The sequence below is a fragment of the Phyllobacterium trifolii genome (genome assembly GCF_014192095.1).
Classification (GTDB): Bacteria; Pseudomonadota; Alphaproteobacteria; order Rhizobiales; family Rhizobiaceae; genus Phyllobacterium; species Phyllobacterium trifolii.
In genome coordinates this window covers 387,083-407,217 of sequence record NZ_JACHXN010000001.1, presented here as the reverse complement: position 1 = coordinate 407,217, position 20,135 = coordinate 387,083, and the positions used below count along the sequence as shown (strand labels likewise).

At 56.5% G+C, this 20,135-nt stretch carries 25 protein-coding genes; 10 read left to right on the top strand and 15 right to left on the bottom strand.

The window, feature by feature from the left end; translation table 11 throughout:
- The first annotated feature begins 74 nt into the window (after nt 1-74).
- Nucleotides 75-497 carry a nucleoside-diphosphate kinase gene (gene ndk, locus FHS21_RS02095; protein ID WP_112527903.1) on the top strand — a complete coding sequence of 141 codons (423 nt, stop codon included), beginning with the start codon at nt 75-77 and terminating at the stop codon, nt 495-497.
- A gap of 60 nt (nt 498-557) precedes the next feature.
- On the opposite strand, the gene FHS21_RS02090 is transcribed toward ndk, so the two are convergent.
- The 7 genes from FHS21_RS02090 to FHS21_RS02060 all read right to left on the bottom strand — a co-directional run bounded on the left by FHS21_RS02090 (nt 558) and on the right by FHS21_RS02060 (nt 5,638).
- On the bottom strand, nt 558-995 hold the full coding sequence (locus FHS21_RS02090; protein WP_112527905.1) for an META domain-containing protein: 438 nt from the start codon (nt 993-995) through the stop codon (nt 558-560).
- A complete protein-coding gene (locus FHS21_RS02085; protein ID WP_112527907.1) occupies nt 992-1,465 on the bottom strand; it encodes a molybdenum cofactor biosynthesis protein MoaE in 474 nt (157 codons plus the stop codon). Before FHS21_RS02085 ends, FHS21_RS02090 begins: the two co-directional genes overlap by 4 nt.
- A gap of 3 nt (nt 1,466-1,468) precedes the next feature.
- Nucleotides 1,469-1,723: a molybdopterin converting factor subunit 1 gene (moaD, locus tag FHS21_RS02080; RefSeq protein WP_183660867.1), complete on the bottom strand. Its 255-nt coding sequence runs from the start codon at nt 1,721-1,723 to the stop codon at nt 1,469-1,471.
- Nucleotides 1,720-2,037 (bottom strand): hypothetical protein, encoded by a 318-nt coding sequence (locus FHS21_RS02075; protein WP_158482180.1) that lies wholly within the window; start codon nt 2,035-2,037, stop codon nt 1,720-1,722. The genes moaD and FHS21_RS02075 overlap by 4 nt, the downstream gene beginning before the upstream one ends.
- Nucleotides 2,038-2,080: 43 nt before the next feature.
- A complete protein-coding gene (gene pgsA, locus FHS21_RS02070) occupies nt 2,081-2,665 on the bottom strand; it encodes a CDP-diacylglycerol--glycerol-3-phosphate 3-phosphatidyltransferase (protein WP_112527913.1) in 585 nt (194 codons plus the stop codon).
- Nucleotides 2,666-2,774: 109 nt separating this feature from the next.
- Entirely contained in the window at nt 2,775-4,874 is a 2,100-nt protein-coding gene (gene uvrC, locus FHS21_RS02065; RefSeq protein ID WP_112527915.1) for an excinuclease ABC subunit UvrC, read from the bottom strand.
- A complete protein-coding gene (locus tag FHS21_RS02060) occupies nt 4,871-5,638 on the bottom strand; it encodes an SDR family oxidoreductase (RefSeq protein WP_112527917.1) in 768 nt (255 codons plus the stop codon). The genes uvrC and FHS21_RS02060 overlap by 4 nt, the downstream gene beginning before the upstream one ends.
- Before the next feature lie 502 nt (nt 5,639-6,140).
- On the opposite strand from FHS21_RS02060, the gene FHS21_RS02055 reads away from it, so the two are divergent.
- Complete coding sequence (locus FHS21_RS02055; RefSeq protein WP_112527919.1) at nt 6,141-6,785, top strand: outer membrane protein; 645 nt, start codon at nt 6,141-6,143, stop codon at nt 6,783-6,785.
- Nucleotides 6,786-6,841: 56 nt separating this feature from the next.
- On the opposite strand, the gene FHS21_RS02050 is transcribed toward FHS21_RS02055, so the two are convergent.
- The 4 genes from FHS21_RS02050 to FHS21_RS02035 all read right to left on the bottom strand — a co-directional run bounded on the left by FHS21_RS02050 (nt 6,842) and on the right by FHS21_RS02035 (nt 9,642).
- On the bottom strand, nt 6,842-7,438 hold the full coding sequence (locus FHS21_RS02050; RefSeq protein ID WP_112528129.1) for a glutathione S-transferase: 597 nt from the start codon (nt 7,436-7,438) through the stop codon (nt 6,842-6,844).
- Between the two features lie 86 nt (nt 7,439-7,524).
- The gene (locus FHS21_RS02045) at nt 7,525-8,265 is read right to left on the bottom strand and encodes a ribonuclease T2 family protein (RefSeq protein WP_183660865.1); all 741 of its coding nucleotides are present in this window, start codon (nt 8,263-8,265) and stop codon (nt 7,525-7,527) included.
- 12 nt (nt 8,266-8,277) lie between these two features.
- Complete coding sequence (locus tag FHS21_RS02040) at nt 8,278-8,724, bottom strand: hypothetical protein (RefSeq protein WP_112527923.1); 447 nt, start codon at nt 8,722-8,724, stop codon at nt 8,278-8,280.
- Nucleotides 8,725-8,781: 57 nt separating this feature from the next.
- Nucleotides 8,782-9,642 (bottom strand): 23S rRNA (adenine(2030)-N(6))-methyltransferase RlmJ, encoded by an 861-nt coding sequence (locus FHS21_RS02035; protein ID WP_112527925.1) that lies wholly within the window; start codon nt 9,640-9,642, stop codon nt 8,782-8,784.
- Nucleotides 9,643-9,805: 163 nt separating this feature from the next.
- On the opposite strand from FHS21_RS02035, the gene FHS21_RS02030 reads away from it, so the two are divergent.
- Together FHS21_RS02030 and FHS21_RS02025 are read left to right on the top strand one after the other, a co-directional pair.
- Complete coding sequence (locus FHS21_RS02030; protein WP_112527927.1) at nt 9,806-10,648, top strand: EamA family transporter; 843 nt, start codon at nt 9,806-9,808, stop codon at nt 10,646-10,648.
- 88 nt (nt 10,649-10,736) lie between these two features.
- Complete coding sequence (locus FHS21_RS02025; RefSeq protein ID WP_112527929.1) at nt 10,737-11,534, top strand: hypothetical protein; 798 nt, start codon at nt 10,737-10,739, stop codon at nt 11,532-11,534.
- Between the two features lies 1 nt (nt 11,535).
- On the opposite strand, the gene FHS21_RS02020 is transcribed toward FHS21_RS02025, so the two are convergent.
- Entirely contained in the window at nt 11,536-12,183 is a 648-nt protein-coding gene (locus tag FHS21_RS02020) for a glutathione S-transferase family protein (RefSeq protein ID WP_112551282.1), read from the bottom strand.
- A 124-nt stretch (nt 12,184-12,307) separates the two neighbouring features.
- Between FHS21_RS02020 and FHS21_RS02015 the strand changes: the two genes are divergently transcribed.
- The 3 genes from FHS21_RS02015 (at nt 12,308) to FHS21_RS02005 (ending at nt 15,106) form a co-directional block, all read left to right on the top strand.
- Entirely contained in the window at nt 12,308-14,422 is a 2,115-nt protein-coding gene (locus FHS21_RS02015; RefSeq protein ID WP_183660863.1) for a molybdopterin oxidoreductase family protein, read from the top strand.
- Nucleotides 14,423-14,495: 73 nt separating this feature from the next.
- Entirely contained in the window at nt 14,496-14,804 is a 309-nt protein-coding gene (locus FHS21_RS02010; RefSeq protein ID WP_112527935.1) for a type II toxin-antitoxin system RelE/ParE family toxin, read from the top strand.
- Between the two features lie 47 nt (nt 14,805-14,851).
- Nucleotides 14,852-15,106, top strand: coding sequence for an addiction module antidote protein (locus FHS21_RS02005; protein WP_246410763.1), 255 nt, complete (start codon nt 14,852-14,854; stop codon nt 15,104-15,106).
- 5 nt (nt 15,107-15,111) lie between these two features.
- Here FHS21_RS02005 and purN read toward each other — a convergent pair whose 3' ends face one another.
- Both purN and purM read right to left on the bottom strand, forming a co-directional pair.
- Nucleotides 15,112-15,729, bottom strand: coding sequence for a phosphoribosylglycinamide formyltransferase (gene purN, locus FHS21_RS02000; protein WP_112527939.1), 618 nt, complete (start codon nt 15,727-15,729; stop codon nt 15,112-15,114).
- Nucleotides 15,726-16,811 (bottom strand): phosphoribosylformylglycinamidine cyclo-ligase, encoded by a 1,086-nt coding sequence (purM, locus tag FHS21_RS01995; protein ID WP_112527941.1) that lies wholly within the window; start codon nt 16,809-16,811, stop codon nt 15,726-15,728. Before purM ends, purN begins: the two co-directional genes overlap by 4 nt.
- A 344-nt stretch (nt 16,812-17,155) precedes the next feature.
- Here purM and FHS21_RS01990 point away from each other — a divergent pair, with 344 nt between their 5' ends.
- From FHS21_RS01990 to hdaA, 3 genes are read left to right on the top strand one after another with little or no spacing between them, the layout of a single operon-like run.
- Nucleotides 17,156-17,710, top strand: coding sequence for a CDP-alcohol phosphatidyltransferase family protein (locus FHS21_RS01990; protein ID WP_112527943.1), 555 nt, complete (start codon nt 17,156-17,158; stop codon nt 17,708-17,710).
- Nucleotides 17,685-18,872 carry an AI-2E family transporter gene (locus FHS21_RS01985; protein WP_112527945.1) on the top strand — a complete coding sequence of 396 codons (1,188 nt, stop codon included), beginning with the start codon at nt 17,685-17,687 and terminating at the stop codon, nt 18,870-18,872. The genes FHS21_RS01990 and FHS21_RS01985 overlap by 26 nt, the downstream gene beginning before the upstream one ends.
- A gap of 34 nt (nt 18,873-18,906) precedes the next feature.
- Nucleotides 18,907-19,599 (top strand): DnaA regulatory inactivator HdaA, encoded by a 693-nt coding sequence (gene hdaA, locus FHS21_RS01980; RefSeq protein WP_112527947.1) that lies wholly within the window; start codon nt 18,907-18,909, stop codon nt 19,597-19,599.
- Nucleotides 19,600-19,709: 110 nt separating this feature from the next.
- Here the strand turns inward: hdaA and FHS21_RS01975 are convergent, their stop codons facing one another.
- The gene (locus FHS21_RS01975) at nt 19,710-20,093 is read right to left on the bottom strand and encodes a YciI family protein (protein ID WP_112527949.1); all 384 of its coding nucleotides are present in this window, start codon (nt 20,091-20,093) and stop codon (nt 19,710-19,712) included.
- Between the last annotated feature and the right edge of the window lie 42 nt (nt 20,094-20,135).

The window sequence follows — 20,135 nt, the reverse complement described above, 5'->3', positions numbered from 1 at the left end:
ATGGTCTATTGGCAAACGGGCCTGCTCCCGCTATAGAGCCGCCACCATTCCCCCAAATGACAAGGTTTCATTCCATGGCAATTGAACGCACTTTTTCGATGATTAAGCCCGACGCGACCCGCCGCAATCTCACCGGTGCCATCACCCAGAAGTTTGAGGAGGCTGGCCTTCGCGTCGTCGCTTCCAAGCGGGTCTGGATGAGCCGCCGTGAAGCCGAAGGCTTCTACGCTGTGCACAAGGAGCGTCCATTCTTCGGCGAGCTGGTTGAGTCAATGTCCTCGGGCCCGACTATCGTTCAGGTTCTCGAAGGAGAGAATGCCATCGCCCGCAACCGTGAAATCATGGGCGCGACCAACCCGGCCAATGCTGACGAAGGCACGATCCGCAAGATTTTTGCCCTCTCCATCGGCGAGAACTCGGTTCATGGTTCCGATGCCCCCGAGACTGCCGCAGAAGAAATCGCCTACTGGTTTTCCGGTACTGAAATCGTCGGCTGATACTCGGCTGCGCGAATAAGAAAAGCCGGGCGAAATGCCCGGCTTTTTTTATCGGATCAATCAATTTTTCTGCGCGAGCTGGGCGATGGTTTTTCCGGCGGCGTCGTGCAGAAGCAGTTTGCCGGTGTCGGCATCGATAGCGTAGGACCGCGTCCGTTCAAGCGCGGAAAAAAACTTTTGTTCCTGATCCATCAGGGCGGGCGGACACATCATGCGGGTTGCAGCCGCTGGTTTGAAAGAGAGATTGGATCCAGCAATCGTGGCGCTGGTCATGAAGCCATTGCAACCGCCCGATCCGTTCGCAGATCCGTCGGCATTGATCGTCAAGGTCGTTTGCGCATTATCGATGACACCGCGCCCGTCGATGTCTTCGGCAAGCCATGTCACATTCCTGATTTCCCCTCCCGGCTCGTCACTGCGAGCGGAGAATGACAAAACCAGCAGTACCAGGACGGCCAGAAAGCCGATGATAAGGGAACCGACTGCGACACGGTTCATTTGGTTTTTTCCCAGCGCTTGAGCGCTTCCTCGTCGGTTGCCTTCGCCTCGACCCAGTCGCTGACTTCACCACTGACGAGGTGCTGCTTCTTCCAGAAAGGGGCAGCATTTTTCAGATAGTCCATCAGGAACGATGCGGCCTCGAAAGCCGCTTGCCGGTGGGCAGAGGCAGCGACGACAAGGACGATGTTCTCGCCAGGTTTGATAAAACCGTAGCGATGGACGACGGTCAGGCCCGTTAAACTCCAGCGGTCCAGGGTTTTTTCGGCGATACGGCCAATTTCGACCTCCGCCATGCCTGGATAGTGTTCGATTTCAAGCGCTGCCAGCGTCCCGGCCTCATCTCGGCAAAGACCACTGAATGTCACCACCGCGCCGATGCCGCGGCGGTCCCTGGTCATCCGGTCAATTTCGGCGGCTGTATCGAAATCCTCAGCCTGGATGCGGATGAGTGGTTCGACCGTGCTCATGCTTCATCCCCCGGTCATCGGCGGGAAAAGCGCAATCTCGTGTGCACCTTTGATCGGCGCATCGTGTTCGACATGTTCCTGATTGATCGCGACGCGGATCACATCCTGGTATTCAAGCACTGATTCATATTCTTCACCGCGGGACTTCAAATGGGTCAGCAGGTCATTCACCGTGACGATCGAGGGTTCAAGGTCAAGATATTCCTCGCCCTTGCCGATCCGTTCACGCACCCATGCGAAATAGACGAGTTTGGTCATTGGCAGAGCCCTTTCCAGCCATACTGGCCGTATTCTGTTTCGCGGATGGCGAGACAATCCCCGCGGAAGGTGGCGAGGTCGATGTGGTTCATCGGACGAAGCCGCCTGACAAAGTGGTTGGCCGCCAGCCGGAAACCCAGCCGTTGGCTTGCAAAGCAAACCAACCAGCTTTCAAACCCGCTGGTCGAATTATCCGCATTTCGAGAGAAATGCGGTTCGACCAGTGGGACGGGCCCTGTTGCGCCAATATCGACGCCAAGCCACTCGCCCGCACGAAGGGTGCGGGTCTTCCTGTCTTTGCTTGATCTTGTCACAACATGTCTCCGTCAGAATAGGCCACTATGGCTGGAAAGGGCTCTAATCCACCACGTGTTTCAGCCCGGCCCGGAAATAATCCCAGCCAGTGTACAGCGTTATCAATGCGGCGATCCACAATAGAATAATACCCAATATGGTGATCACCGGGACGATTTCGTCGCCGGCAGGTCCCGCCAGCAGAAATGCGATGGCAACCATCTGAATAGTGGTCTTCCACTTGGCAAGCTGGCTCACCGGCACGCTGACCTTGAGTTCCGCCAGATATTCGCGCAGGCCCGACACCAGAATTTCGCGGCAAAGGATGATGATAGCAGCCCAGAGCGACCAGCCGGCGATCGTTCCATCGGCTGCCAGCAGCAGCAAACAGGCAGAAACGAGCAGCTTGTCTGCAATCGGATCGAGCATGCGGCCGATGGTCGAGGTCTGCTTCCAGATGCGCGCCAGATAGCCGTCGAGGAAATCGGTTATGCTGGCAATAGCGAAGATCGCCAGAGCACCCCAGCGCGCGGCGTCGCTGGATTGCAGGCGTCCTTCCAGAAAGAAGCACACCACTACAAGAGGGACGGCAATTATTCGGGCATAGGTAAGAATATTCGGCAGAGAGTAGGCGTTGTTTTTGGACATATTTTCAACCAATCAAATCAGTGCCGATCAAAAGGGTTCGACCGCCAAACGTCAAGCTCATCAATAGGGAGTCGGGCGCATTTATGTCCCGATTACAATAGTTAGAGTCCTATGTACGAAAATGATCGCGAATTGTAATGGCCATGGCTTCAGATATACCGTCGACCTTCATCAAATCTTCGACAGCCGCCCGCGAAACCGCCTTTGCCGTGCCGAACTGATGCAACAGAGCGCGCTTGCGTGAAGGACCGATTCCCGCGATTTCATCCAGCGGATTCTTTACCATCTCTTTCTTGCGCTTGGCCCGGTGCGTGCCGATAGCAAAGCGGTGGGCCTCGTCGCGAAGGCGCTGCAGGAAATACAGCACCGGATCGCGTGGTGGAAGGGTAAAGGAGGGCTTACCCTCCATGAAGAACCGTTCGCGCCCTGCGTCGCGATCGACGCCCTTGGCGACGCCGATGGCGGTGACCTTGTCGGCAATGCCCATCTCCTGCAGGATACCGCGCACCGCGCTCATCTGACCTTGACCGCCATCGATAAGGATTATGTCGGGCCAAGCCGGGAAAGCATCGGAATCATCGTCGAATTCATCGATCTCCACATCCTCCGCCGGCGCATCCTTGGTTTCGGGCGTACCATGCTCTTTGACCAGCCGGCTGAAACGCCGCTCGATCACCTCGCGCATCATGCCAAAATCGTCGCCCGGTGTGATCTCGGTCGAGCGGATATTGAACTTTCGATACTGGTTTTTGACGAAACCTTCTGGACCCGCCACAATCATCGCGCCAATGGCATTGGTTCCCATGATATGAGAGTTGTCGTAAACCTCGATGCGTCGCGGTGTTTTCTCCAGACCGAAGGTCTCGGCCACACCCTTGAGCAGGCGCGATTGCGATGACGTCTCGGCCAACTGGCGGCCAAGGGCTTCGCGCGCATTGCTGAGGGCATGCTCGACCAGATCGCGTTTCTCGCCGCGCTGCGGAACTGTGATTGTGACCTTGCGATCCGATTTCGCCGTCAGCGCAACGCCAAGCAATTCCTGATCTTCGACGGTTTCGGAAAGCATGATCAACGCGGGGCAGGGCTTGTCATCATAGAACTGCGACAGGAACGCGCCGAGAACTTCGGCGCCTGATAGTGACGAATCCGCCTTGGGATAATAGGCGCGGTTGCCCCAGTTCTGGCCGGTTCGAAAGAAAAACACCTGGATACACGTCACCCCGCCATTTTGATAGATGGCGAAAACGTCGGCTTCCTCCACCGATTGCGGATTGATGCCCGAATGTGCCTGAACGTGTGACAGCGCCGACAGGCGGTCGCGATATACGGCTGCCCGCTCGAAATCGAGATCTGCCGAAGCCTCGCGCATCGCATTCGACAAATGCGTCTTCACCGCCTGGCTTTTGCCAGAAAGAAACGCCTTGGTTTCGCTGACCAGTTCGTCATAGTCCGCTTCGCTGATCTCTCCGGTGCATGGACCAGAACAGCGCTTGATCTGGTAGAGCAGGCAAGGGCGCGTGCGGTTTTCATAGAACGAATCCGTGCAGGTACGCAGAAGGAATGCACGCTGCAGAGCATTGATCGTGCGCCCGACTGCGCCCGCTGATGCGAAGGGTCCGAAATAATCGCCTTTGCTCGAGCGCGCGCCGCGATGTTTGAAAATTCCAGGCGCAAGCCGCCGGTCAGTCTGCTTGGGGGCGGTGAGCAGGATGTAGGGAAACGACTTGTCGTCCCGCATCAGCACATTAAACCGCGGCCGCAAGCGCTTGATCAGGTTGGCTTCCAGAAGCAGCGCTTCTGTTTCTGTGCGGGTGACGACGAACTCCATTTTCATGGTTTCGCGGATCATCCGCGCGATGCGGTTATTGTGGCCCTGACCGCGGGCATAATTGGAAACACGCTTCTTAAGGCTGTGCGCTTTACCGACATAGAGCACGTCGCCAGCCTCGTTGAACATGCGATAGACGCCCGGCTTGTTTGGCAAGCGCTTGACCAGCGCAGCGATCACATCGGCGCCGCTTGTTCCATCGCTGACGATCGTCGAATCCCATTCGATTGCACTGATCAGGGCCGCTACGTCCCGGACAGGTTCGTTGCTTTCCTCGATTGGTTCGTCCAGATCCTCACCAAGAGGCAAATCGATATCGTCTTCTTTCACATCGTCGGAAAGAAGCTGTTTTGGGCTGGATTGATTTGCCGGGTCGTTCATTCTGCTATTCCTGAAACATCCGGCGTCTGCCAAGCCAGATGCTGCCCGCCATCGAGAGCGATCATTTGCCCCGTAATAGATGGTGTTTCCCATAGATAGCGGATCGTACGGCCGAATTCTGACAGATCGGGCCCATGTTTCAAAAGGAGCGTGCTCACCTGCCGATCGAAGTCGGCCTGGCTTTGCCTGTCACTCGGCATGGTTGGCCCAGGTGCGATACCGTTGACGCGGATCCGTGGTGCGAGAGCCTGGGCAAGCGTCTGCGTGGCAGTCCACAAAGCCGATTTGGACAAGGTATAGGATATGAATTTCGGCGTAAGCTTCCAGATACGCTGGTCGATCATATTGACCACCAGACCATCCTTGCCTGCCGGCAACGCCGCTGCCATCGCATCCGCAAGCAGCACGGGTGCCTTGACATGGACGGCGAAATGCCGGTCCCATACGACGTCATCTGCGAGATCGCCTATGCCGTCTTCCTGAAAAATCGAGGCATTGTTGACCAGCAGTTGCACCGGCCCGAGTTGATCCTGTGCGTCACGAACAAGGCGGCGCACTGCATTGCTGTCGGAGAGATCGGCCTGCACCACGCAGGCCGTGCCACCCGCAGCATAGATGTCCGTCAAAAGCTCTTCGCCCTCGTCGTGGGAATGATTGCAATGGATTGCCACGGCAAAGCCATGTGCAGCCAGATCCTTGACAATCGCCTTGCCGATCCGCTTTGCGCCACCGGTTACAAGAACAACGGGCTGATCAGTCTTCAAGTGGTGGCTCCTTCATGCGGCGATTCAGTCACGAATATAGGGATCACAGCGTGAAAGCGCGAGAGTGAAAGGCCGCAACAGTGTCAGTAGTGAACAGATGCAATCGATCCTCGAAGTTTATCTGCGCCAAGGCGGGCGCAGGCCGAATAGCGTCACAACATCCCCCTGAAATCCAAGTCGAATGCAAAACTTAAACATCCATTAAGTGTAATATATTGCACTGCAGTATCGAGAGACTTTCGACTAAATTTCTCTCAAATATCGATTGGCATCTATGTTACCGGCTTACTATATTCGCATTGAAATCATTGAAGAATTCTCGATGTTGCATAAAAAACACATCGCATTTCCGCCATTTTCTCGACAGTTTCTTTTCACAGTGCGGCGCAAGTGCCGCCACAATGCAAAGCGAATGTCTGCCCTGTCAAGCGGATGCAATTCTTGGTTCTTCCCCCCAACCAGTGCCCGCTCCGTGTAAAAGAGTTTAAAAAAGGAGATTGCCATGCGCACTCTTAAAACAACGATCCTCGCTACTGCGGCAGTGTTCACGCTCTCCGCTCCAGTATTCGCCGCCGACGCCATCCAGGAACAGCCACCTGCACCAGCTCCTATCGAAGCACCAGCTGCTGCTGATTGGTCGGGCGCTTACCTCGGCGCATATGGCGGTTACGGCTGGAACAAGCACAAGACCGACGATTCTGGCAACATCAACGCCGATGGCTTCCAGGGCGGCGCTTACGGTGGTTACAACTTCCAGAACGGCCAGTTCGTCTACGGTGGTGAAGCCGACCTCGGCTACTCCGGTGGTGATGAGACGCGTGGTGGCATCAAAGCTAAGCAGGGTGTAGAGGGCTCGGTTCGTGCTCGCGCCGGTATCGCACTTGACCCGGTTCTGTTGTACGGCACAGGCGGTCTCGCCGTGACCAACAGCAAGCTGTCTTCGGATACGGGCAGTGATTCAAACACGCGCGTCGGCTGGACAGTTGGTGCCGGTGCCGAAGCCAAGTTCACGCAGAACATCGTAGGCCGCGTCGAATATCGCTACAGCGATTACGGCAAGAAAGACTTCGACCTCGGCGGTCTTGACGACGTTTCCAGCAAGCTGACAACGAACGAGATTCGTGTCGGTGTTGGTTACAAGTTCTAAGCCACGACTGATTTGAAAAGAGCCGGACAGGAAACTGCCCGGCTCTTTTTTTGCGCTTATTTCGGCAGAAGGGCCGCCAAGTCCGGATGCAATTCCTCGAAGCGCTTTTGCCAGCGCTTGAGCTTCGAACGGCCCTTTTCCCATTTGCCTTCAAAACGCAGGCTCGCATAGGCGAGGGCGGCCGCAAGCGCGATATGTCCGCCATGAATTTTCTTGCCAAGGCGCGGCGGCGCCGCGTTGAGGTGGTCGAGCACGCGGGTTGCCTTGCCCCATTGGCGGTCGAGCCAAGGCTGATGGATCTTTTCCTCCGGATGGAAGCGGCGCTCATAGACGTGCGCGAGCAGCACATCGCAAAGTCCGTCTGCAACCGATTCCAGTTGTTCGGCCTCAAGGCGTTTTTCGGCATTGCGCGGGAAAATCTTGTTGCCCGACATGCGGTTAAGGTATTGCGTGATCACGCGGCTGTCGAAGATTGCCTTGCCGTCATCCAGAATAAGCGTTGGAATCTTGCCGAGCGGATTGGCGCTGACCAGTTCCACGGGTTCGGCGTTGCTGTCCACCAGCACATTCTCGACAGGAACCCCCGCATAAAGCGCCGCCATGCGGACCTTGGTACTGTAGGGTGAGGCGGGGGAATATAGAATTTTCGGCACTGTGGACTCCCATTGATCGCGATTCGTTGCCGGAACCGTAAACCTGCCATTGGTTTTCGCAAAGAGCGGCATTTTCGCCTCACGACCTACTGCGCTGCAGGCATATCCACCGAGCGCCGCCTGCAAGAGGAACGTTCGACTTCAGGGCAGGGGCGGAAGTTCAGATCCTTGGTCAGGCAAACGCGCACTTCCCGGAGATAGTCGCTGTCGCAGGTAACCGCGATACCGTCTTTGGCAAGTCCGGGATTGGCGGAAACAAAAGCCCGTTCCAGCATCTGCGGATTGACCGGCGCGCGCGATGTAGGCTGGCGGTAAGGGGCTGGAATCGCAAAACGCTTTACCGCCTGGCGCATAACGGAGAAATAGTCCTGCTGGGTGAGGCCGGTGCAGGAGCCATGCTTACGCCACTCATAGGTAACGAGACCGGGCGACGGCATGATATCGGACAATTGTTTGGCTTGGGCATAGGGAACGTTGCGCGGCTGCGACGTATCGCAATCCTGCGGATAGCCCCGTTCATATTGCGGCCAGAGCCCATGTACGACGAATCCGTAAGGGCGCCCTGTCGAACATTGTTGCTGATTGGCGTTCGGACCCTCCGCCGCGCAATAGCTGGGTGACCAGGAAAGCGCGAGCACATAGAAGTCGAAGCCTGTGCCGGAGGGCAGTGACGGGGGCTGCCCGGCCTGCCGTTCCATCGGCGTATCAGAAGAAGGTTCGATCGGAGCGTTCGTTACCGGCGCGTTCTCTTCGCGCAGATAGGAAAGTACTGAAATGCCGATCAGAGCCGCAAACAGCGCATAGCGAGCCAGCTTACCGATCGGCATGCTTTGGCTTGATTAGTAAAGGGTGCGGCAATTGCCGTTGTAGACGTGCCAGCGATCAAATCCGGAAACGCAGAATTCGACATTATTGCCAATACCGACGAAACCTTGGCCTTCTTCGACCAGATACCAAACCGGACGTTGACCACCGTCCGAGAGATGTGCTGTCGCGCGGCAGTAATGGCGCGCTACGGCATCCATGTCCGGATCGCGGCTAGGCTCAAAGTGAGTCAGGCGCACGTCGGTGAAATCCTGGATCCCAACTTGAGGCAGATTTGGTACATGCCGTACCTGATAGGAAAACCTGTTGATGATGCGATTGAGGACGCGTGCCTGCCCGCACGTATCGTCGTAACCGGGCCCGCTTTCCACATAGTCTGCGGCCCGCGCCGGAGCGGTAGCCGATGCAAGCGCGGCGCCAACGGCAAAGCTTGCAGCAAGAATCGATGATACGCGTGTCATAGGATCACTCTCCGTGAAATCTCGTTGGTCGCAATCTCAACCAGCCGTTGCCTTCGGTCAAGCGTCAACTTGCTCGCCGCGTATCCATTCGAGCGTGAAACCCGCATTCTGTTCTTCACTGAGGATTTTCGACAACGCTGGCAGTACGGTGCGCAGTTCGTCATCGAGCGTATAGGGCGGATTGACGATGATCATGCCGGTGCCATCCAGCCGCGGTTCCGGTGAGATTGGGCGAATCATGAGTTCGGTTCGCAATATCTTGGGGATGCCCGTATCGTGCAGCGCGGCTACAAACCGCCGGACTTCCTGCCGGTCCTTGATGGGGTACCACAAAGCGAAGGTTCCGCCGGAAAAGCGCTTGTGTGCCCGCACCAGCCCATCGACGAGGCGGTCGAACTCACCCATCACCTCGAACGGCGGATCGACCAGGACAAGCCCGCGTTTTTCCTTCGGCGGCACGTGCGCGCCGAGCGCCAGCCAGCCGTCCAGCTTGGTCACACGGACCTGAATGTCACCCTCGAATATCTCGGCCAACAGCTCTGCATCTTCCGGATGCAATTCCAGCGCGGAAAGCCGGTCCTGCCGGCGCAAGAGATGCCGCACGATCAGCGGCGATCCCGGATAGTGCCGCATCTCTCCATCCGCATTTTCGGCGCGTACGATATCGAGATAGGGCTGGACCAGTTCCGCAACCTTGGCGTCGATCTTGGCGTCGAGCAGCCGTCCGACGCCGTTCTGCCACTCGCCGGTCTTGCCAGCTTCGACACCCGTGAGATCGTAGCGGCCTATGCCCGCATGGGTATCGATAACGCGAAAGGCTTGTTCCTTGCGTTGGAGATAGAGCACAATTCGCGTCAGGATGATGTGTTTGACCACATCGGCGAAATTGCCGGCATGATAGGCGTGTCGGTAGTTCATGCTGGGCTTTTCTCATGACGCGGGCCTGGTCGCAAGCGGGCTTGGTACTTCATCATTTTCTTTGATGTTGAACTCCAGCTTATCGAATTTGCCATCCGACACAAATCTGTCATACAGCGCATCAGGCACACTCGTATCGCTGGCGTGCTGCGGGTGAGCAATAATGTCCGGAACTGTCGTCCTCATCGTGCTGTTTGCAGCACTCATGCATGCAAGCTGGAATGCCGTTGTCAAATCTGAGGGCAACAAGTTCCTGAACACTGTTGTCGTCGTCACATCTGCTGGCATCATCGCGGCCATCTGCCTGCCATTTTTAACACCGCCAGCACGTGAAAGCTGGCCTTTCCTCGCTGCTTCCGGTGTCGCGCAGGTCATCTATCTTGCGCTGGTCGCGGCGGCGTATCGCAGCGGTGATATGAGCCAGGCTTATCCGATCATGCGCGGCACGGCGCCCTTGATCGTCGCCATCGCCAGCGGTCCGCTGATCGGCGAAGTGCTTTCCGTGCAAAAGTGGGCCGGAATCGCGCTGATCTGCGGCGGCGTCCTTGCGCTTGCGCTGGAATCGCGGCGGCGGGCCGGCTCAAATCGCGCCACCACGATCCTTGCGCTCATCAACGCGGTGGTGATTGCGTCCTATACGCTGATCGACGGCGTCGGCGTTCGTCATTCGGGCGCTCCGGCTTCCTATACGATGTGGGTGTTTGTCCTGAATGCAGTGCCGCTGTTCGTCTGGACGACGGTCATGCGTCCGGGTGAATTGTGGCCGCATTTCCTCAAGCGAACGCGTCTCGCGACGATCGGCGGCGTAGGCACGCTTGGCTCCTACGGCCTTGCGCTTTGGGCCATGACCATGGCGCCGGTCGCCGCGGTTGCTGCGTTGCGGGAAACAGCGATCCTGTTTGCGGTGGCTATTTCGGCGTTCATCCTCAAGGAAAGCGTCGGGCCGAAGCGCCTTGCCGCCGTAGCTTTGATCGCAATGGGTGCCGCCGTCATGCGTCTGGCTTAAATTTTTGTAATCTACTGGCAAACATTGGATGTGCGCCCTATCTGCGGTTACGCATTTTTGCTCGGGCCTATTCAGACTTGGATAAATCTTGGATATTTGCACCTTCTGGTTCGGTCCATCTCTTCGTTTCGTTGACCGAATATGTCTCGCATCAATGCTCTTGGCAGGGCATCGCGTAAGACTTTTTTCATATGGCGATATCGAGAACATTCCGGCTGGCATCGAAGTTCACGATGCCGAGCAAATCCTTCCTCGTGACACCTTCGCGCGAATCAACCGTAATTTTCCGGCTACGACACCCGGTGTTTCGATTCTCCAGTTCAGCGATCTGTTCCGGGTTATGTTGATGAAGTATGACCAGGGAGCTTGGCTCGATACGGATGTTTACCTGCTGAAGCCGTTTCTTCCATCGCCGGACAAGCCATATCTCGCGCATGATACCCTGACGAGGCTGGGTGTTTCCGCACTGTATCTGCCAATGGATAATCCTATCATCAGCGATTTTGTCGCCTATATCCAGGGAACCGAAGTTCTCCCCGATTGGCTCGGCTTTCACCGTCGGGTGATCAAGCCGGCCCTGGCCCGCTGGAATGGCAAAGAAGTCACGACGGCGATGATCGGCCATACTGTCTTTGGCAATGATGGCATCTCACGTCTGGCGCGCCGGCACGGTTTTTTCACAGATGCTGCACCGAAACAGAGTTTCTACTATTGGACGGGCCGGGATGCACTTCGCATATTTGACCCGAGATATGGCCTGGAACCAACACGTCACAAAGACTTCATCGGGTTCCATATTCACAAGAAAAAGCCAACAGACCTGCCTGCCGAACCCGGAAGTTTCTATCATTGGGCGATTGAAAGAGTGCAGCACCTGCTGAATTAAATCACTTCGGTACCATGTGGAAATAAGGTTTTGCTTCCTCGATGGCTCTTGCGAAGGATGGCCGATTCATCAGCCTTTCCAAATAACGCGATACGCTCGGATGTTCAGCTCCGAGCGGGAGATTGAGATTGGCATAGAAAAGTGCCGGTGAGGCGGAGCAATCGGCCAAGGTATATTGATCCCCGGTGGCCCAGATACGGTCCTTTAGCCTACTTTCCAGGACGCTATAAGCTGTCCGCAGCTTTGTGACCGCTTCCTCCACCCCGAAGCCATCTTTTTTGCCTTCCGGCCGCAGCTTGTCCCCGACGATCTTCTGCATATGCGTGTGTACGTGCAGATCGAAGAACCGGTCAAACCAGCGCGCTTCATGTGCCATCTCGGGGTTGGTCGGCAGAAGTTGTGCCTTTCCTGGATAGTGCAATTCCAGATACTCTATGATCGGTGTGGACTCCGTAATGAGCCTGTCGCGAGCACCATCTTGCAGCACCGGAAACTTCCTGATTGGCCACATCTCGGTGAAGCGTGCGTTTTCTTCCGGATCGCCGAAGTTGACCAGTTTCGCCTCGAAGGCCAGGTCCTTCTCGTAAAGCGCCGTCAAGACCTTCATGCAATATGACGATAGCGGGTGATAATACAGCTTCAGCGACATCTCATTTCTCCCATTACAATACTAAAGTAATTGCTTAACTATCAGGCGAGGATGCACGCGTCAAGCTTGTCACCAAGACAAAAAGCAGCATTGTGACTGCCGGAATTTGCGCTAAGGATATCGCATGAACAAACCTGTCCTGCTCCGCACGGGCCATTCCGCCTGTCCCCACGATTGCCCTTCGACTTGCGCCCTTGACATCGAGGTACTCGATACGGGCCATATCGGCCGCGTACGCGGTGCCAAGGAGAACAGCTACACGGCTGGGGTCATCTGCGCCAAGGTTGCCCGCTATGCCGAGCGCATTCATCATCCTGAACGACTGCTGAAGCCTGTCATTCGTGGTGGCGCCAAGGGCGAGGGCGTATGGAAAGAGGCGAGCTGGGACGCGGCGCTCGATCTGATAGCTGAACGGTTTCTGAAAGCGGAAGCCGAATACGGCTCTGAGAGCGTCTGGCCTTATTACTATGCCGGCACCATGGGTCTTGTGCAGCGCGATTCGATCCATCGCCTGCGTCATGCGAAGAAATATTCCAACCAGTTCGATAGCATCTGCACCAACCTGGCCTGGACCGGCTTCTTCGCCGGCACCGGCAAGCTCGGCGGTGTCGATCCGCGCGAAATGGCAAAGTCAGATTGTGTCGTGATCTGGGGCACCAATGCTGCGGCGACGCAGGTCAATGTCATGACCCATGCCGTCCGCGCCCGCAAGGATCGCGGCGCCAAGATTGTCGCCATCGATATCTATGAAACAGCCACCGTCCGGCAGGCGGATCTGGGGCTTGTCCTCAAACCCGGCACCGATGGGGCTTTCGCCTGCGCCGTCATGCACGTGCTGTTTCGCGACGGGCTTGCCGATTGGGACTATCTCAACGCCTATACCGACGATCCGAAGGGGCTGGAACAGCACCTGAAGACCCGCACACCGGAATGGGCGGCGGCGATTACCGGCCTCACCATCGCCGAGATCGAAGATTTTGCCCGGCTCGTCGGCACAACCAAGCGGACATTCTTCCGTCTCGGCTATGGCTTTGCCCGCCAGCGCAACGGTGCGGTCAACATGCACGCGGCGCTCTCAATTCCGGCTGTAACCGGCGCCTGGAAATATGAGGGCGGCGGCGGCTTCCATTCGAACTCAGGTATTTTCCGCATGGACAAGCGGGAGATCGAAGGCCGTGCATTTGCCGACCCGTCTGTCCGGCACATAGACCAGTGCAAAATCGGTCCGGCGCTCACCGGTGATCCGGCCGCGCTCTATGGCGGCCCGCCAGTCATGGCGATGCTGGTACAAAACACCAACCCTGCCAATGTCGCGCCGGAACAGCGTCTGGTGAAACAGGGCATGTTGCGCGATGATCTGTTCATGGCCGTGCATGAGCAGTTCATGACCGACACCGCCAAACTCGCCGACGTTGTTCTGCCGGCCACCATGTTCATGGAGCATGACGATATCTATCGTGGCGGCGGCCAGCAGCACATCGTGCTCGGTCCAAAGCTGATCGATGGTCCAGGTGAAACGCGCCCGAACCTCTATGTTATCAACGAACTGGCAAAACGCCTCGGTGTGGGTGATTTCCCCGGCTTCGATCTCGACGCGAAGACACTCATCGACAATATGATGGCCGCAAGTAATTTGCCAAGCTTCGACGTGCTGAAGGAAACCCGTTGGCTCGACATCCAGCCGGATTTCGAAACGGCGCATTATGAAAAAGGGTTCAGCTGGCCGGATGGCAAGTTCCGTTTCAAGCCGGACTGGAGCAACGGCCCGTCGCCCAACCGACCGCCGCAATCGATGGGCCTGCAAGGTCCGTTCGAAACATTGCCGCAATGGCCGGACTACTGGCAGGCAATCGAAATCGCCGATGAGAAGCACCCCTTCCGCCTGGCGACGTCTCCTGCGCATAATTTCCTGAACTCCACCTTCTCTGAAACCCCGACTTCGGTGGTCAAGGAAAGGCGGCCGGAGCTGCTCATCCATCCGGAAGATGCGGCCGAACTCGGTATCGAAGACGGCGCGCGCGTTGCGATAGGCAATGATCGCGGCGAAGTCGTTGTGCATGCGCGCATTCAGGCCGTGACCAAACGCGGCGTGGTAATCTCTGAAGGCATCTTTGCCAATTCGGCTTTCGAGCGAGGCGAGGGGATCAATGTCCTGACCGGCGCTGATTCACCCGCACCCAATGGCGGCGCTGCTTTCCATGATAACAAGGTCTGGGTGCGGTTGGCGGTAGACTTGTGACACTGTGGACGTGTTTTTTAAAGCTTTGAAATTTTTTGATATCTAGACATTTTGACAACTATGGTTTACATTTTTGAGTTATTCAGTTGAGAAGACAGATACATTTTTAAACTGGATCAGGGGTTTGCGGGATCTGCGGGCGCGGGCAATAATAATGTCGCGGCTAAACAGATTGGCTGACGGAAATTTCGGTGATTGTAAATTTCTTGGCGGCGATGTCGGTGAGATGCGAGTTGATAGCGGACCTGGTTATCGGCTTTATTTCACCCAGCAAGATAGTATTTTGATCATTCTATTATGCGGTGGAGACAAGAGCACGCAGAGCAGAGATATAAGAAGAGCAAAGGCAATGGCGAGGGATTTGAAGGAGATACGATCTTGATAAAGCTGAGTCCCTACGATCCAGTTGAACTTCTCGACTCGGAAGAGATGATCGAAGAATATTTGTTGGCCGTTTGCGAAGACGGAACTGCTTCAGAGATTGCCCGCGCATTGGGGGACATCGCCAGAGCCCGTGGCATTGCCGATCTTGCCCGCAAGACCGGACTTACCCGTCAAACGCTCTACAAAGCCTTGAGCGGCGAAGGCAATCCGGAATTGGCGACGATTGCCAAAGTTGCCGAGGCTCTGGGATTTCGCCTATCCTTTGTCCGAACATCGAAAGACCATCAAGACGCTGCTTAGTCTGGCTAGTCGGTAAAAACCGTCCGCCCGTCCTTCATCACAGCATTGCCGCTTGCAACCAGCGCGAGCGCTCGCACATAGGTCGCATGCTCGACCGAAAGCACCCGTTGAGCGAGCGTGTCGGTCGTATCCCCGCTCTCCACCGGCACGACGGTCTGGGCGATGATCGGGCCTTCATCTGTACCCGCAGTGACGAAATGCACCGTGCAGCCATGCACACGCATTCCGGCTTCGAGCACTTGTTCATGCGTATGGAGGCCTTTGAACAGCGGTAGCAGGGAAGGGTGGATATTGAGCATCTTTCCTTCCCACTCACTTACGAATTCCGGCGAGATAATTCTCATGTAACCCGCAAGGCAAACCAATTCGGCCTTTGCAGCGTGCAGCGCTTTGGAAACAGCCTTTTCATGTTCGCGTTTCGAAGCAAAATCGCGATGGGGAATGGCAACCGCCGGAATGCCTTGCGCCCGCGCTGTTTCCAGCCCGCCGGCATCTGTCATGTTGGCGATAACCGCAACGATTTCCGCCGGATAGTCTGCGTTCTTTGCAGCTTCGATGAGCGCACTCATATTGGAGCCGCGCCCGGATATCAGGATGGCGACGCGTTTCCTCGGTGTGCTCACAGCGCCAGCGTGCCCTGATAGACGACACCCGCATCGGCTCGAGAAATCATTGTTCCGAGGCGGACAGCCTGTTCACCGTGTGCTTTCAAAGCTTCAAGGACTGCGTCCACCTTTTCCGGCGCAACAACGGCAATCATGCCGATACCGCAATTGAATGTCCGCAGCATTTCATCGCGCTCGACGCCGCCGGTCTTTGCCAGCCACGAAAACACGGGCGGAACTTTGATGGCCGACAGGTCGATGCTCGCCGTCAGGTTCTTGGGCAGAACGCGGGGAATATTGTCCGGGAACCCGCCACCGGTAATATGCGCCAGCGCCTTGATCGCATTGGTTTCGCGAATGGCAGCGAGCAGCGGCTTTACATAGATCCGCGTCGGCGTCAGCAGCGCCTCGCCCAGCGTCGTGCCGGTCTTGAATGGCGCGTTGGCATCCCAGCCAAGGCCCGAAAGCTCGACAATGCGCCGTACCAGCGAAAATCCGTTGGAGTGTACACCGGAAGAGGCAAGGCCGAGAATGACATCGCCCTCGGCAATGTCACCGGATGGCAGCAACTGATTGCGCTCAGCCGCGCCCACGGCAAAACCGGCAAGGTCATAATCGCCGTCGCGGTACATGCCCGGCATTTCGGCCGTTTCACCGCCGATCAGCGCACATCCAGCCTGCAGGCAGCCTTCGGCGATACCGCTGACGATAGCTGCACCCTGATCTGGATCGAGCTTGCCGGTGGCGAAGTAATCGAGGAAGAACAGGGGCTCGGCGCCTTGGACGACGAGATCATTGACGCACATGGCGACGAGGTCGATGCCGACGGTGTCATGTACGCCTGCATCGATGGCGATCTTGAGTTTGGTGCCGACACCGTCATTGGCCGCGACCAGCACCGGATCGGTAAAACCTGCGGCCTTCAGGTCGAAAAGTCCGCCAAAACCACCGATTTCGCCATCGGCGCCCGGCCGGCGCGTCGAACGCACGATCGGCTTTATCTTTTCAACAAGCAGATTGCCGGCATCGATGTCCACGCCCGCCTGCGCGTAGGTAAGGCCATTTTTGCCACCTTTGGCGGGCTCGTTCTTGGTATTCATGATCTGCTCCGGATTGTTGCCCGCGAAATGGCACGACTCTGGCGCTGCTGCAAGGTCTCAGTACCTCAAGGGCCAGGAAAACGCCACTTATCGACATCTTGCCTGCCGTTTGGGCTTGAGCACCACACTCATTCTCTCCATTTAGGCTAAGACACACTACATAAGGAAGCGGACCTAGTGGAACGAATTTGACATTTGGGTCCAACGTAGCCGCAATGCTCGTACTCAAATGTCAAATTCAAAGTTCCACTAGAAGCATAGTCTTGCTAGTGGTCCTTTGATTTTGACATTCGCAAACGGGCTTTGCAAAAATGTGATACGAATGTCAAAATCGGACCACTAGTGTGACAATTCCCAACTACATCACGATCTTCCGCTTCATTCTCGTTCCGTTCATCGTGATGGCCTTGCTGTCGGGATATGTCGGAGCCGCGCTGATAGGCTTCGTTGTCGCCGGCGTCTCCGACGGCATCGATGGTTTCATTGCACGGCGCTACAACCAAGGGTCAGAGCTCGGTGCCTATCTCGATCCCATCGCCGACAAACTCCTTCTGGTCTCGCTGTTTGTGGTGCTTGGTTTTGTCAAGGAGTTGCCAGTCTGGCTGGTCGTCATCGTCGTTTCACGCGATATCTTCATTATAGGCGCGGTGCTCCTCGGTGCGGTCATCGGCAAACCGTTGGAAATGCATCCGCTGCTGGTGTCCAAGGCGAATACGGCGTTTCAGATTATCCTTGTCGCGGTCACACTGGCGGATATTGCATTTGATTTTTCACTCACCGGCATTCGCATGGTATTAGTATGGATAGTTGCCCTCTTGACCGCAGCTTCCGCGACTGCCTATCTCATGACGTGGACGAAACACATGGCGGGATATGAGCAAGAGCATAAGCAAGACTAAAACGGATCCTGTTCCGGTCGAAATTCCGGACAAAGACATTCATGTCGATGTCCAGGTCACTACGCTTGGCGCAAGCGTGCGCCGCCAAGCCGTATTCTGGACAGGCGCGATGCTTTTCCTGGCGTTTTTCCTCTATATCTTCTCATCGATCCTCCTGCCTTTTGTCGCGGGACTTGTACTCGCCTATTTTCTTGATCCGGTCGCCGACCATCTTCAACGTCTCGGCCTGTCCCGTCTGCTAGCGACGATTGTCATCCTCGTCCTGTTTGTCGTCACCTTTGCGCTGCTGCTCATCATCCTCGTGCCTGTTCTGGCCTCGCAGATGAGCGATTTTATCGTGCGTTTGCCGAGTTATGTATCACGCCTGCAGGAACTCATCGCCAATCGTGACTCGCAATGGTTGAAGGATTTCATAGGTGTCGATGCGTCGGTCATCCGCAGCAGTCTGGATTCGCTTCTCCAGCAGGGCGCCGGCTTCCTTACCACCCTGCTGCAGTCGATCTGGAGTTCTGGCAAAACCTTGATCGATGTCGTGGCACTATTCGTCGTCACGCCTGTCGTGGCGTTTTATATGCTGCTCGACTGGGACCGCATGGTTACCGAGATCGACAAGCTCGTTCCTCGTGAACACGTCCATACCGTTCGCGTCATAGCGCGCGACATGAACAAAGCCATCGCCGGTTTCGTTCGCGGGCAGGGCACGGTGTGTCTCCTTCTCGGTATCATATATGCGGTTGGCCTCACGGTTACCGGGCTGAACTTCGGTCTGCTGATCGGTCTCTTTGCCGGCCTGATCAGCTTCATTCCCTATGTCGGCTCGCTGGTCGGTCTGCTTTTGGCACTTGGCGTCGCACTGGTGCAGTTCTGGCCTGACTATATCAATGTTCTCTATGTCGCTCTTGCGTTCGGCATTGGACAGTTCATCGAGGGCAATATCCTTCAGCCGAAACTCGTGGGCTCCTCCGTAGGCCTCCATCCCGTCTGGCTGATGTTTGCGCTGTTCGCGTTTGGCTCGCTGCTTGGTTTCACCGGCATGCTCATCGCCGTGCCGACCGCCGCCGCCGTCGGCGTTCTGGTGCGCTTCGTCATCCATCGCTATCAGCAATCCCCGCTCTACACAGGCGACTATCGCAAAAGCGACAAGACCAAAGAAATCAGATGACAGTGCAGCGTTGCTGGCTGTATTTCATCGCTCCATGACCGATGTAAGTACACCGCGCCAGCTGCCGCTCGATCTCGGCCACGAACCGGGCTATTCCCGTGACGATCTTATCGTGTCCGCATCCAACATGGCTGCAGTGGATATCGTCGATCGCTGGCCGGGCTGGATATCGCCCGTCGTCGTGTTGGCCGGTCCGACAGGCTCGGGCAAAACCCATCTTGCCGCCGTCTGGAAAGCGGAATCTGATGCCATCATTCTCGATGCACACAGCATCGGTACCGCATCGGGTGAGAGGGGTCCATTCCTGATCGACGACATCGGCTCAGGTCCGATCGACGAATCCGGCCTTTTCCACCTGATCAACACTGTGCGCCAGAGCGGCTCCAGTCTGCTGATGACCTCGCGCAAATGGCCTGCCAACTGGCCCGTGACCTTGCCGGATCTCGCCTCGCGCCTGAAAACGGCGACTACGGTAGAAATCGGCGAGCCGGACGACACGCTACTCGCGGGCGTTCTCTACAAGCTCTTCGCTGATCGGCAGATTGCTGTTGATCCAAACGTCATCAACTTCCTCGTCAGCCATATCGAGCGCTCGCTCTCCACGGCCAATCGCATTGTCGAGCGGCTGGACCGCGTTGCACTCGAAAAGAAATCGAGGATCACCCGCGCTCTTGCCGCCAGCGTCGTCACCGCGAGCGATGAGGGGCAGGCGGCGTTTGAGCTCTAGAGCAAGTCCAGCAAAAGTGGGAACCGGTTTTGTTTCCGGAATTGCGTAAAAACAAAGAGCTAGAGCAATTCCGTGATTCGAGAAAAACGGAATTTCTCTAGTGCGCTTTATCAACTCTCCTGTTCAGGCAGCAGCGGAGCACCCGGGCGATAGAGCAGTATTGGCCGGATTTCATAAACGGCAGTCGGATTGGCACGGCGCAGGTCGCGTGCGGCCGCAACGGCGTCCTCAAGCGTCGGGCAATCCACAACATAGAAGCCGAGCAACTGCTCTTTGGTCTCGGCAAAAGGGCCGTCGATGATCACGCCTGCGTCCTTGCCACGCAAGGTCACGGCGCGCTGCGTTGGACCAAGCCGTGCCGCCGGGCCCAAAAGCTTTTCGCGCACGAGGCGCTGATTGACCTCGAGCAGTTCGGCCATCAGCGCCGCGTCCTCCTCTTTGGTCCATGATTCGACCACTTCCTCCTCGTGATAGGCCAGGATGGCGTAGAACACGTTTTATCCTCCCATTGTATCGGTCAAGTTCAGCCAGGTTGG

Excerpts from the sequence above, each read along its gene's own strand:
- FHS21_RS01985 (WP_112527945.1), top strand. The coding sequence starts at position 17,685 with ATGAGCAAGAGCATAAGCAAGACTAAAACGGATCCTGTTCCGGTCGAA.
- FHS21_RS02020 (WP_112551282.1), bottom strand. The coding sequence starts at position 12,183 with ATGTCGCTGAAGCTGTATTATCACCCGCTATCGTCATATTGCATGAAG.
- FHS21_RS02005 (WP_246410763.1), top strand. The coding sequence starts at position 14,852 with ATGATCGAAGAATATTTGTTGGCCGTTTGCGAAGACGGAACTGCTTCA.
- FHS21_RS02030 (WP_112527927.1), top strand. The coding sequence starts at position 9,806 with ATGTCCGGAACTGTCGTCCTCATCGTGCTGTTTGCAGCACTCATGCAT.
- FHS21_RS02015 (WP_183660863.1), top strand. The coding sequence starts at position 12,308 with ATGAACAAACCTGTCCTGCTCCGCACGGGCCATTCCGCCTGTCCCCAC.
- FHS21_RS02090 (WP_112527905.1), bottom strand. The coding sequence starts at position 995 with ATGAACCGTGTCGCAGTCGGTTCCCTTATCATCGGCTTTCTGGCCGTC.
- FHS21_RS02055 (WP_112527919.1), top strand. The coding sequence starts at position 6,141 with ATGCGCACTCTTAAAACAACGATCCTCGCTACTGCGGCAGTGTTCACG.
- FHS21_RS02035 (WP_112527925.1), bottom strand. The coding sequence starts at position 9,642 with ATGAACTACCGACACGCCTATCATGCCGGCAATTTCGCCGATGTGGTC.
- moaD (WP_183660867.1), bottom strand. The coding sequence starts at position 1,723 with ATGACCAAACTCGTCTATTTCGCATGGGTGCGTGAACGGATCGGCAAG.
- FHS21_RS02085 (WP_112527907.1), bottom strand. The coding sequence starts at position 1,465 with ATGAGCACGGTCGAACCACTCATCCGCATCCAGGCTGAGGATTTCGAT.
- uvrC (WP_112527915.1), bottom strand. The coding sequence starts at position 4,874 with ATGAACGACCCGGCAAATCAATCCAGCCCAAAACAGCTTCTTTCCGAC.
- purM (WP_112527941.1), bottom strand. The coding sequence starts at position 16,811 with ATGAATACCAAGAACGAGCCCGCCAAAGGTGGCAAAAATGGCCTTACC.
- hdaA (WP_112527947.1), top strand. The coding sequence starts at position 18,907 with ATGACCGATGTAAGTACACCGCGCCAGCTGCCGCTCGATCTCGGCCAC.
- FHS21_RS02045 (WP_183660865.1), bottom strand. The coding sequence starts at position 8,265 with ATGCCGATCGGTAAGCTGGCTCGCTATGCGCTGTTTGCGGCTCTGATC.
- pgsA (WP_112527913.1), bottom strand. The coding sequence starts at position 2,665 with ATGTCCAAAAACAACGCCTACTCTCTGCCGAATATTCTTACCTATGCC.
- ndk (WP_112527903.1), top strand. The coding sequence starts at position 75 with ATGGCAATTGAACGCACTTTTTCGATGATTAAGCCCGACGCGACCCGC.
- FHS21_RS02040 (WP_112527923.1), bottom strand. The coding sequence starts at position 8,724 with ATGACACGCGTATCATCGATTCTTGCTGCAAGCTTTGCCGTTGGCGCC.